General features: G+C 71.0%; 11 protein-coding genes. 2 read left to right on the top strand and 9 right to left on the bottom strand.

Annotated features, from left to right (window positions below):
- Together AC08OX_RS09545 and AC08OX_RS09550 are read right to left on the bottom strand one after the other, a co-directional pair.
- The coding region (locus AC08OX_RS09545; RefSeq protein WP_476607476.1) for a hypothetical protein at positions 1 to 241 on the bottom strand (241 nt) is incomplete at its 3' end.
- A gap of 150 nt (positions 242 to 391) precedes the next feature.
- On the bottom strand, positions 392 to 1,702 hold the full coding sequence (locus AC08OX_RS09550; RefSeq protein ID WP_476607477.1) for an NYN domain-containing protein: 1,311 nt from the start codon (positions 1,700 to 1,702) through the stop codon (positions 392 to 394).
- A 567-nt stretch (positions 1,703 to 2,269) separates the two neighbouring features.
- On the opposite strand from AC08OX_RS09550, the gene AC08OX_RS09555 reads away from it, so the two are divergent.
- Positions 2,270 to 3,211 (top strand): DUF4352 domain-containing protein, encoded by a 942-nt coding sequence (locus AC08OX_RS09555; protein ID WP_476607478.1) that lies wholly within the window; start codon positions 2,270 to 2,272, stop codon positions 3,209 to 3,211.
- 69 nt (positions 3,212 to 3,280) lie between these two features.
- Here AC08OX_RS09555 and AC08OX_RS09560 read toward each other — a convergent pair whose 3' ends face one another.
- Both AC08OX_RS09560 and AC08OX_RS09565 read right to left on the bottom strand, forming a co-directional pair.
- Positions 3,281 to 3,676 carry an HIT family protein gene (locus AC08OX_RS09560; RefSeq protein ID WP_476607479.1) on the bottom strand — a complete coding sequence of 132 codons (396 nt, stop codon included), beginning with the start codon at positions 3,674 to 3,676 and terminating at the stop codon, positions 3,281 to 3,283.
- 144 nt (positions 3,677 to 3,820) lie between these two features.
- Entirely contained in the window at positions 3,821 to 4,231 is a 411-nt protein-coding gene (locus AC08OX_RS09565; RefSeq protein WP_011437488.1) for a VOC family protein, read from the bottom strand.
- A gap of 307 nt (positions 4,232 to 4,538) precedes the next feature.
- Here AC08OX_RS09565 and AC08OX_RS09570 point away from each other — a divergent pair, with 307 nt between their 5' ends.
- Positions 4,539 to 6,338, top strand: coding sequence for a DEDD exonuclease domain-containing protein (locus tag AC08OX_RS09570; RefSeq protein WP_476607480.1), 1,800 nt, complete (start codon positions 4,539 to 4,541; stop codon positions 6,336 to 6,338).
- A 27-nt stretch (positions 6,339 to 6,365) separates the two neighbouring features.
- Here AC08OX_RS09570 and qcrB read toward each other — a convergent pair whose 3' ends face one another.
- The 5 genes from qcrB to AC08OX_RS09595 form a co-directional block, all read right to left on the bottom strand.
- A complete protein-coding gene (gene qcrB, locus AC08OX_RS09575; RefSeq protein WP_476607481.1) occupies positions 6,366 to 7,949 on the bottom strand; it encodes a cytochrome bc1 complex cytochrome b subunit in 1,584 nt (527 codons plus the stop codon).
- Positions 7,946 to 9,268, bottom strand: coding sequence for a cytochrome bc1 complex Rieske iron-sulfur subunit (qcrA, locus tag AC08OX_RS09580; RefSeq protein WP_476607482.1), 1,323 nt, complete (start codon positions 9,266 to 9,268; stop codon positions 7,946 to 7,948). Before qcrA ends, qcrB begins: the two co-directional genes overlap by 4 nt.
- On the bottom strand, positions 9,265 to 10,182 hold the full coding sequence (gene qcrC, locus AC08OX_RS09585) for a cytochrome bc1 complex diheme cytochrome c subunit (RefSeq protein WP_476607483.1): 918 nt from the start codon (positions 10,180 to 10,182) through the stop codon (positions 9,265 to 9,267). Before qcrC ends, qcrA begins: the two co-directional genes overlap by 4 nt.
- 5 nt (positions 10,183 to 10,187) lie before the next feature.
- Positions 10,188 to 10,754 carry an aa3-type cytochrome oxidase subunit III gene (gene ctaE / locus AC08OX_RS09590; RefSeq protein ID WP_023841255.1) on the bottom strand — a complete coding sequence of 189 codons (567 nt, stop codon included), beginning with the start codon at positions 10,752 to 10,754 and terminating at the stop codon, positions 10,188 to 10,190.
- Between the two features lie 400 nt (positions 10,755 to 11,154).
- Positions 11,155 to 11,614, bottom strand: a 460-nt coding sequence (locus AC08OX_RS09595) for an SseB family protein (protein ID WP_476607484.1), incomplete at its 5' end; no start/stop codon positions are given.

An 11,614-nucleotide genomic window follows, 5' to 3' on the forward strand; every position in this document is an offset into this window, starting at 1 on the left:
GCGGACGGCCCTGCTGGACCAGGCGCCGCGGCGTCTGGTCCGGCCGCGGCGCCTGGTCCAGCAGGGCCGTCCGCACGTCGGCGAGCGGGGGCAGCAGACCGGCATCGGCGAGCAACCGCAATGCCTCGAGCTCCTCGGCGTCCCAGCCGACGGGCGGGCCCGACGCCGGGAGCAGGACGGTCATCATGCAGCCGGCGCACCTGGCACCACGGGCGGTGCAGGAGTCACAGTCGATCAGCATCGTGCGCACCTTCCGGATCCGAACCGGTGGAGGTCGGCGACGACAAACAATCCGAGCACCGATCTCCCGACTTCACCGACGGTAGGTCCAGGGTCCGACAATTCTCGGCGGACAAGTCCCGCCCGGCGAAAGTCCCGCCCGGCGGATCCCCTACCGGTCGAGGCGGGCCAGCAGAGCGGCCGAGGGCACCGCCCGGGCTCCGGCTGCGACGCAGTTCTCCGCGACCTCCCGGTCGGAGGTGATGACGAAGACCGGGCGGCCTTCCGGTTCCATCCGCGCCAGCCGGACGATCTCCTCGTCAGCGAGCTGCCCGGGCCGGCTGAACAGCACGCGCACCCCCCGAGGCATGGCGACACCCACCGGCCGGGCCACGACGGCGGTGGCGTCGAAGACGACCGTGACCTCGCTGTCGGGATTGCGGCCCGCGAGCGCACCGAGTCCGGACAGCAGCCGCTCACGCTGTGCCTGCAGGGTGAGGCGGCCGTAGCCCCGCTTGGTCACGTTGTACCCGTCAATGATCAGATGGACCCCGGGGACGGCCAACACCTCGTCGATCAGGGAGGGGTCGTCGTCCGGCCGCCCGCGGGCCCCGACGAACGCCTGCGGGCCGTTGCTCGGACCGGCTCCGCCGCGAGCGATGAGATCCGCGGGCCTCGCGACCATCGTCGGGAGGTCGAGTTCGCGTCGCAGGCCGTGCGCCGAGGCGATCAGGGTGTCAAGTAGAACGCGCAACCGGGCGTCATCGACGCTGCGGGACTCGCGGCTGTCCCGGCGGGTGGAGGCGAGCGCGCTCTCCAGTTCCGCCACCCGGCCGCGCAGCCGCCGGGTCTCCGCCTCGGCATCCCGGCTGGCGGCCAGGGCGGCGTTCCGGGCCGCCTCGGCCGCGGTCAGGGCCTCCCGCGTGGCCTGCTCGGCCTGCCGGATCCCGGCAGCGGACGAGCGCAGCCGCCGGCGCGCCTCGTCCGCCTCCGCCCGGGCTGCCTGCAGCTGCTCGCGCAGTTCCTCCTGCTCGGCCGCGGCGATGCGCTTGCTCGTCTCCAGTTGTTCGGTGAGCCGCAGTATCGTCCGCCCGGCCTCGTCAACCTGGCTGCGGGCCGCCGCCTCCGACGTGGACGCCGCGGCGACCTGGACCAGCTCCTGCCAGCCGGAGACCCGCAGCAGGTACGCGACCGCGGCGATCTTCTCGGGGGGCGCCGCAGGCGGCGGTCCGTCCGGCGAGCTGACGGCTTCGACAAGCTCGGGATGATGACGGTGGATCCACTCGGCGACCCGGCCGCGGAACACGTCACCGTCCACCGCCGCGGCCAGCGGGACGGCCCCCTGGCGGACACGGCGGGAGGGCTTGAAGCGGCGCACCGCGACCAGCGACGGCGGGACCTGCGGCTCGGGAAGATCCGCCAGCGTCCGCTCGGCGAACTCGACGACATGCGCCCGCACCGGCGCCGGAAGCGGCTCACGCATGCGGCGAACCCGAGGGTGGCGACGAAATGTCCGTCATCATGCGCACGACGGAAAAACTGGGCGGGCCGTATCTCCAACGGCTCGTCCAACCGGCCAGACAGCAAGGCACGCGGGACTCCGGAGCCGACGGGGAGAACGATGACAGTACAGCTTATCGGGAGAGCTCAGGGCACTCACAGCCGCTACCGGCCAGATCGGTACGTCGGCGGCCTACGGCTGGGCGGTCATTGTCTTAGGTGAAAGTCGGCTTATGTAGCCTCGCGAGGCGCGCCCCTTATGCTCGATTTCTTCCGAACGCGGCCCTGGCTGCGCCTGAGAGGATCATCGTGACCGACCAGAACCCGCCTCACCAGCCCCCCAGCGGTGACGGGAGCCAGGAGGCGTGGAGGCAGCCGAGTGATCCCTGGCACCAGCCCGCGGACCCCAGCAGCACCCCCACCTCCGGTTCGTCCTCTACTCCCCCGGCGGCCCCGGTCCCATCGTGGGGAGCGCCCCAGCCCGGCCAGCCGAACCAGCCCGACTCGGAGGAGACACGCCTCGCCTGGCCAGGCACCGCCCCACAACCGGGTGGGCAGCAGTGGGGCGGGTACCCCGGCGCCCCGCAGCACCCCGGCGCCGCGCCCGGGTGGGGACAGCCCGGCGAACGGCAGGGCTGGGGACAACCGGGCGGCTGGCAATCCCCCGGCCGCGGCTGCCGGGCCCTACCAGGGTGGGAGTGCCCCATACCCGGGGACGGTCGGCTACCAGGGCGCTCCCGACGCCTACCAGAACCCCCCGGGGGCTTACCACAACCTCCCGGGGGGCTACCCGCCGCCCGACGGCTGGCAGCAGGGCAGCCCGCTGCCTCCGCCCCGGCAGCGGGCCAATCCGCTGTTCATCATCGTGCCCCTCGCCGTGGTCGCCGCCATCGTGCTCGGTGTCGTGATCGCCCTCGCGGTGCGCGGCGGTGACGGCACCGAGATCGCCTCCCCGCCGGCCCCGACGGTGACCGTGCCCGACCTCCCGAACACCACTGCGACCGCGACCACCCCGACCGCGACCACCGCGACCGCCCCGAACGGAGTGCCGAACTGCGTTCCGGTGACGCCACAGCACGCGCCGGCGGCCGGCACCGCGACGATCGGCGGGTCCGGCACCGCCGTCGGCCGGGCCACCTCCTCGGTCAGCGACTTCGAAGCCAGGGTCACCCTCAACAGCGTCTGCTCCACCACCGGCAAGGTGACCCAGTACGGCGACGCGCCCACCCAGGGGGCCTACTACGTCATTAACGTGACGGTCGAGGTGAGCCGCGGGTCGACGTCCGCCTCGCCGTCCGACTTCTACATCCAGACCTCCGACGGCACCCGGTACGACGGCAGCTACGAAAACGTCGCGCCGCGGCTGTCGGTGTCGACTCTCAAGGCCGGGCAACGGGTCCGGGGCAACATCGTCATCGATGCGCCGCCCGGGCACGCCATCCTGAACTGGGAACCGCTGTTCGCCGTCGATCCGCCGAAGTTCCAGCTCTGACCGCCGCGTAACCCTACGAACCGCCAGAACCGCCAGAACCGCCAGAACCGCGCCAGACCGGTACCCGGCTCAGCCGAGGGCGGCGCGGATCCGCTCGGCCACGGCATCGAGCTCGGCCGAGTCGGGGTTGTGGTCGGCGAGCCTGAAGTCGATCTGCGTCTCGTCCTCGATCGGCAGGAGATGCACGTGGACGTGCGGGACCTCCAGCCCGGCGACGAGCGCGGCCACCCGCCGAGGTCGGAAGGCCGCGTCGATGGCACGGCCCACCGTCGCCGCGGCGCTCCACAGCGCGGTCTGGAGGTCATCGGATAGATCGATCCAGTGGTCGATCTCGGTGCGGGGAACAACCAGGGTGTGTCCCGGCCGGATCGGCGCGATCGTCAGGAACGCCACCACGTGCTCGTCGGAGTAGACGATGCGACCGGGAAGCTCGCCGTTGATGATCCGGGTGAAGACGCTCGGCATGGGTGCGACCCTATCGACCGGGTCGTCCGGCACGTGACGACAGCACCCGATGGCCGACGGCCGTTCACCCGGCCGTCGAGCTGTCACGTTTTCCGCTGGGCGCGCCGGGAGTCCGGCCCCGCGGGAGTCCGGCCCGCCGGGGTGTCAGACGAAGGGGCGCGCAAATCCCGCCGGCCCAACCGTCATCACCCGGAACTCATTACCCTCCGGATCCTTGAGAACGTATCCGCTCTCCCCGTCGTCGTCGTACCGGGATACCCGGCGGGCACCGAGGGTCGACAACCAGCCGATCACACGCTCCGCGTCGACGGCGTAGAGATCCAGATGAAGCCGGTTACGGCCGGCATTGCGCTTCGCCCCGGGCCTGAGAAGGAGCTTGGGTCCCGCGCCGGCCGGGTGACGCAGGATCGCCCCGTCGTCACGCCGGCTCACCTCGTATCCCAATGCGGCGGACCAGAAGCGCACCATCACGTCAACGTTCAAACAGTCGACCGCGACCCGCGCCACTCGAATGCCGTTCGTCTCGAACCATGCCACCTGGGCATGATTCCGCATTCGATGCACGCAGGCCTGCCGAGTGGGCCGCACGCTTGAGCGCACGCCCCGACAGAAGCACCAGACTGCCCCGACGGGACCATGAAAGGGACAACCGCGGAGAATTTCGTGGCCAATACCGGCCCGTGGCACACCCGGCGCCCTACGGAGCAGGTAGCGTCAGTCGTTTTCCATCGGCCCGTGACCCGGAACCTCCGTGACCCGGAACCTCCGTGACGACGTGCGGCGAGGCGGACCTGCTTTCGCCTCCGAGTCCGCGGACGATCCCGGGCGCAAAACTGTCGGGGGTGGGACCTACCGTGACGCCGTGCGCCCAGATCCCGCCCCGGACCGTCCCCGGCCGCCCCGGCAGGGCCGGCAGGGCCGGCAGGGCCGGCAGGGCCGGCAGGGCCGGCAGGGCCGGCAGGATGATCTCGGTCGTCCGTTGGCGGACGTGACCTTCGTCGTGTTCGACCTGGAGACGACGGGCACCTCCCCGGGACGCGACGAGATCACCGAGATCGGCGCGGTCCGGGTCCGCGGCGGCCGGATCCTCGCCGAGATGGCCACCCTGGTCCGGCCGGGCGTCGGCATCCCTCCGATGGTCTCGGTGCTCACCGGCATCACCGACGTGATGGTGGCGACGGCGCCGCCGGTCACGCAGGTGCTGCCTACCTTCCTGGAGTTCGCCCGCGGCGCCGTTCTCGTCGCCTATAATGCCCCGTTCGACCTCGGCTTCCTGCGCGCCGCCGTCGAGCTCTGCGGCTATCCGGTGCCCGCCTGGGAGTATCTGGACACGTTGCGTATCGCCCGGCGGGTGGTCACGAGAGACGAGAGCCCCGACTGCCGGCTCACGTCGCTGGCCTCGCTGTTCCGCAGCCCGGTCGAGCCCCGCCACCGGGCGCTGGCGGACGCCCGGGCCACCGTCGACGTGCTGCACGGGCTGTTCGAACGGCTCGGTAACGCGGGCGTGACCACCCTGGAGGACCTGCACGACTACAGCTCCCGGGTGTCGCCGGCCCAGCGACGCAAACGGCATCTGGCCGACGGCCTGCCGACGGGCCCGGGTGTCTACATCTTCCGGGACGCCGACGAACGAGCCCTGTATGTCGGCAGCTCGCGTTCGGTGCGCTCCCGGGTCCGTACCTACTTCACCGCCAGCGAACCCCGGACGCGGATGGCGGAGATGGTGGCGCTGGCCGAGCGGGTCGACGCGATCGGATGCGCGCACGCCCTGGAGGCCGAGGTCCGGGAACTGCGGCTGATCGCCGAGTACAAGCCGCCGTACAACCGCCGATCCCGCTTCCCGGAGCGCTCCGTTTATCTCAAGCTCACCGACGAGCCATTCCCACGGCTTTCACGGGTGCGCGCCGCCCGTGACGACGCGACCTATCTCGGGCCGTTCGGCAGCGTCCGCGCCGCCGACGCCGCCGCCGAGGCGCTGCTGGCCGCGGTGCCGCTGCGCCAGTGCTCCGGGCGCCTGTCCCCGCGCGTGCGCCGGCCCGCCTGTACCCTCGCCGACCTCGGCAGATGCGGAGCGCCGTGCGACGGCCGGGAGGACGTGGCGAGCTACGGCCGGCACGTCGCCGCCGCCCGGGCCGCCATCACCGGCGATCCGGGCCTGGTCATCGCCGCCTCGACGCGGCGGATCGACCGGCTGGCCGCCGAGCGGCGCTACGAGGAGGCCGCCGTCCAGCGGGACCGGATGATCGCGTTCGTCCGCGCAGCCGCACGTGCCCAGCGGCTGTCGGCCCTCACCGGGGTCGCCGAGCTCGTCGCCGCGACCCCGACCACCGAGGCCGGCTGGGATCTGGCCGTAGTGCGTCACGGTCGGCTGGTGTCGGCGGCGAGCGTGCCGCCTGGTGTCGATCCGCGGCCCTGGGTCGACGCCGCGGTCGCCAGCGCCGAGACGGTGCGGCCGCGGCCCGGTCCGGCCCCGTGCGCCTCCGTCGAGGAGACCGAACGCATCGCCCGTTGGCTCGGTGGGCCGGGGGTGCGGCTCGTGCGGCTGGAGGGCGAGTGGAGCTGGCCGGCCGCGGGCGCCATCCGCGCCGCAGCCGGATTCGGTGCGGCCCCCGGCCGGTCGGTACGTACGTATGACGGTGACGGATGGTTCCCGTCGGCCTGACGTGACGTGCTCCGTCAGGCCGGACGGCTACTGCCGGCCGCCGCCGGGTGGCTGCTTCTCCTCGACGAAGAACCCGGTCACGGCCTTGCCTGCGCGGCGCGCAAGCCCCTTGCCGTGACCGTCGCCATGCCCGTTGGCCGCCGGCAGCTCGAACCGGTCCGTCGGGACGAGCGGATGGTCGGGGACGGGAGTCGGCTTCGGGCGGTGGTCCTCCACGAACTCCCCGCTGGGAAGCTGGCGGATGATCCCGGTCTCGATGCCGTGATGCTCGATCTCGGCGTCCTTCTGGTTGAGCGCAATGCAGATCTTCTTCGTCACCGCATAGGCGATCGGTGGCACGACAATGAGCCCGATGCGGCCGGCCCAGGTCATCGCGTTCAGCGAGATGCTGAAGGTCTTGGCGATGATGTCGTTACCGCCGGAGATCATCAGCACCAGGTAGAAGCTGATCGCCATCGCGCCGATCGCGGTCCTGGTCGGCGCCTCCCGTGGCCGTTGCAGCAGGTTGTGCGGCTTCGCGTCCCCGGTGAACCTGGCTTCCAGCGCGGGATAGAGCGCCGCCAGCGTGAACAGGATGCCCGGCAGGACGGCAGTCGGCCAGAACACCGCGGGGATGGTGTGCCCGAGCCCGCGGAACTCCCAGGGCGGCATGAGCCGGGTCGAGCCGTCGAGGAAGCCGATGTACCAGTCCGGTTGGGAGGCCGAGCTGACCTTCGACGGGTCGTACGGGCCGAACATCCAGATCGGGTTGATCTGGGCGAGACCGCCGAGCAGCGCGAGCATCGCGAAGACCAGCATGAAAAACCCGCCGGACTTCACCGCGAACACGGGGAAGACCCGGTGGCCGACGACGTTGTCCTCGGTCTTGCCCGGCCCGGGGAAGTCCGTGTGCTTCTGGTGCCACAGGATGCCCATATGCGCGCCGATCAGGGCGAGCAGGACACCCGGCACCAGCAGAATGTGCGTCACGTAGAGCCTGGGCAGGAAGTTGACGCCCGGGAACTCCCCGTTGAACACGAGGAACGACGCCCACGTCCCGATGATCGGGATGGACTGGGCGATCGAGGCCGCGATCCGCAGACCGGTGCCGGAGAGCAGGTCGTCCGGGAGCGAGTAGCCGGCGAAGCCCTCGAGCATTGACAGGGCGACCAGACCGATGCCGATCAGCCAGTTGGTCTCACGGGGCTTGCGGAACGCGCCGGTGAAGAACACCCGGAACATGTGCACGATCATCGACGCGACAAAGACCAGCGCGGCCCAGTGGTGGATCTGGCGGAACACCAGACCGGCCCGGGTGTCGAAGCTGATGTCCAGCGTCGAGGCGTAGGCCCGGCTCATCTCCACGCCCTTGAGCGGGACGTAGGAACCGTTGTAGATGACCTCGGTGTTCGACGGGTCGAAGAACAGAGTCAGGTAGATGCCCGTCAGCAGCAGCACGACGAAGCTGTAGAGGGCGATCTCCCCGATCATGAACGACCAGTGGTCGGGGAAGACCTTGTTCAGGTTGCGCCGCAGGAAGGCCTGGTTGCCGAACCGTTCGTCGAGCTCACGGTTGGCCTTCCGGATCGGGCCCGGCCGCTTGACGAACTCGGGGGCGGATGCGGTGGTCATGAGCGCTCCCAGAAGGCGGCACCGACGGGCTCGTGGTAGTCACCGTCACGGGCGTAGAGGAACCCGTCCTTGTCCGCGGCGATGGCAAGCTGTGGCAGGGACCGGCTGGCCGGCCCGAAAATCGCCCGACAGCCGTCCCGCACGTCGAAGACGGACTGGTGGCAGGGGCAGAGCAGATGATGGGTCTGCTGTTCGTACAGGCTGACCGGGCAGCCGGCGTGGGTGCAGATCTTGGAGTAGGCGACGTGGCCGTCGACGCCCCAGTCCTCCCGGCCCTTGCGGGGGCGGTCGACCCCCGGTGGCAGCCGGATGAGCAGCGTCGTGCTGTCGGCCTTGGTCTGGACATCGGTCTTCGGCTGGTACGCAACGGTGCCGTCGGACTCGGTCACCGGAACGGCCGGGAACACCGTCTCGATGCCGCCGATGGCGACGTCGCCGAGCTTGACGTAACGGCCGTCCTCCGTGACGAGGCGGGCACCCTTCACCCAGCTCGTGTGGTCGAGCTTCTTGCCCGGCTTGGTGTTCGTCAGGTTCAGCAGCGGCACCACGATCAGCCCGCCGAGCACGGTGCCCGCCCCGAGCAGGGTGCGGCGCAGCAACGGGTAGCGCGCGAGGCCGGTGTCGGCGAACCCGGCCGCGATCTCCTCCTCGGTGACGGCGATCTCCTCCTTGGAGGAGGCGAACGCGTGGCGCTCCTGCACGGCCTGCTCGTGCGGCATCAGCCGCTTGGCCCACAGAATCAGGCCGATGCCGAGCCCACCGACGGCAAGGCCCAGCGCGGCCCCGAGGGAGGGGGTGTAGTACGCCTTGTACTTGTCACCGACGAAGTTGGTGACAACGAACCCGACGGTGCCGATCACCGAGATCAGGAACCAGCCGGCAATCAGCCGCTCCGCCCGCCGCTCGGCCCGGCGGTCCACGTCCTGCGCGCGCGGCGGACGAACGGTCACCCCACCGGCGGCCCGCTCCCCGTAGGTCGGCTGGATAACCCCAGTCTGCGGGCGAACGGCCGTGGTCGTGGGCTCACGGGTCGAGTCGGTCTGGTGGGGCGGCGTGCCCAGGGCCTCCGGGCCGTCCGACGTCCCGGCCGGGACGTCCGGGCCGCCGGCGGACACCCCGGATCCCCCGGCGGGCTGGCCGGAGGTGTCCACCGGGTGCTTCGCCCTTCTGAAGATGCTGCTCATCGAGTCCTGGTCAGATTCGTCGGCCGGTTCGCCCTGGTAGCCCGGGTAGTGCATGCGCCGGTCCGTCGGAACGGACGGCTGGTCCGCACCGGAATCCGCCGGCCCCGGCGTGCCCCGGCCCGTCTGGTCACTCATACCTTCTGCCTCGCTCCGATCCACAGGCACACACCCAGCAGGGCACCGACGCCCACCAGCCAGGCCAGCAGTCCCTCGGGCACCGGACCGTAGTTACCGAGGCTGTGCCCACCGGCACTCGGCGCTTCCTTCATGTGCTTGATGTAGGCCGCGATCGCGGTCGCGTCCTCCTCGTTCAGCTGGCGCGGGCCGAACACCGGCATCGACTCCGGCCCGGTCCGCATGGCCTCGACGACCTGCACCGGGGTGGCCTCGCTCAGCGAGGGGGCGAACTTGCCGTAGGTCAGCGGCGCGCCCTGCCCGACGGCCTGGTGGCACTGCGCGCAGTTGGCCCGGTACAACTCGCCGCCGTGCGACAGGTCGGCGTCGTTGAGCGCCGCGTCCGTGACCTTCGGCACCTCCTCGCCGCCGCCAAGGCTCTGGATGTACGCGGCGAGCTGGTCGATCTGGGTCGCCGAGTAGATCGGGGGCTTGCGGTCGGCCTGCGCGGCGGGGGCGGCCAGCGGCATCCGGCCGGTCGACACCTGGAAGTCCACCGCGGCGGCGCCGACGCCGATGAGGCTGGGCCCGGTGTTCGTGCCCTGCGCTCCCAGCCCGTGGCAGGTCGAGCAGCCCTGCAGGTACAGCGCCCGGCCCTGCCGGACCGCCTCGTTGGCGTCCGGGGTCTGCGCGGCGTTGCCGCCCGGCGCCAGCACCGTCCACAGCACCCCCGTGGCCAGCAGGCCGAGGACCATGACCAGCGCGGAGGACCTCCGGCGGCGACGCGCGGACGCCGTTCGTCCGCGCGAGAACCGCTTCGTGGCGGCGACCGACACCGAGGATCGCGACGCCGCAGTGCCCGACGCCGGGGTGCCCGACGGTGGGATGCCCGACGGCGTGTCCGAGGATGACGAGGAGCCCGAGGATGCAGTCATGTCGCTCACTGGAGGAGGTAGATGGTCGCGAAGAGGGCGATCCAGACAACGTCGACGAAGTGCCAGTAGTACGACACGACGATCGCCGAGGTCGCCTTCTCCGGTGTGAAGCGCCCGTACGTCGATCGGCCCAGCACCATCAAGAAGGCGACGAGACCGCCGATCACATGGAGCCCGTGGAAACCGGTGGTCAGGTAGTACACCGATCCGTAGGCGTGCGACGCCATCGTGAACTTGTTCTCGCTGAAGTACTCGTTCGCCTGGCCGCCGACGAACACCAGACCCATGATCAGCGAGATCAGGTACCAGCGCCGTAGCCCGTACACGTCACCACGCTCGGCGGCGAACACGCCGAGCTGGCAGGTGACGCTGGACAGGACCAGGATCACGGTGAAGAACAACGCGTACCCGACGTGCAGCTCCACGGGTCCGTGTTCGGATCCGGCGGGGTCGCCGGTGACCGGCGGCCAGTTGCCGCTGTTGACCGAACGGATCGTGAAGTACATCGCGAACAGGGACGCGAAGAACATCAGCTCCGACGACAGCCACACGACCGTGCCAACCGAGACCATCGAGGGACGGTTGGCCGTCGGGTGTGGTGGAGGAGCCTTCTCGAGGACGGGGGCTGAGGCCACGTCGGTCATTCTGGCACGGGACGGCCCACGCGCCACTGTAGGTTCGACGTTCGGTAGGACTACGACCCGTCGATGACCGCCCCGAATCATCGTGGCGGCTGCCTCGCCTGCCCGGCAAAGCCCTGCCGTAGCTGGAAAAACGCAGGTCACAGCGATGTCAGTTGGCCTACGAACGACGCGGAGCGACAAGGCTGACCCAGCCGATGTTGCGTGCCTCACCCGCGACACGCCGGCCCGCCAGCGCCCTCCGGCGGGCACAGTCGAGCCAACACGGACACCCCCGACCGCGCCGTGACCCCCGACCGTGACGTGACGTGATGCCGGGCCGAGGCGGGCCTCAGCCGGACATCGCGGCGAGCGCCCGCAGGCCGTCCGCCGGCAGGGCGATGCCGCCCTCCGAGCCGGGATCGACCGCGAGCAGAAGATCGTCGGACGGCCAGATCCGGCCCAGGGCCGCCACCTGGACCGTGCGGTAACGCGCCACCTCCGGCAGCGCCTCGGCCAGGCGTTGCTCAGAGGTGAACGTCGGGACGAACTGGGTGCCGTCCTGCCGTTCGGCCACCGGCAGCTGCAGCAGGCTGTCGTCCTCCTCCGACAGATCGGTGATGTCGTTACCGAGGTCGGGCAACAGGACCTCGGCGGCGGCGAGGTCACCGAGCGCGGCCCACTCGTCCTTGCCCTCGGCGAGGCGGTGCAGCGCGGCCCGCGCGGCCGTGCCCTGCGCGGAGGGGACGCCGGGCGGGATGGCGGCGCCGGGCGGGATGGCGGCGCCGGGCGGGATGGCGGCGCCGCCATCC

The sequence above is a fragment of the Frankia sp. CoBUL1 genome, assembly GCF_978021245.1.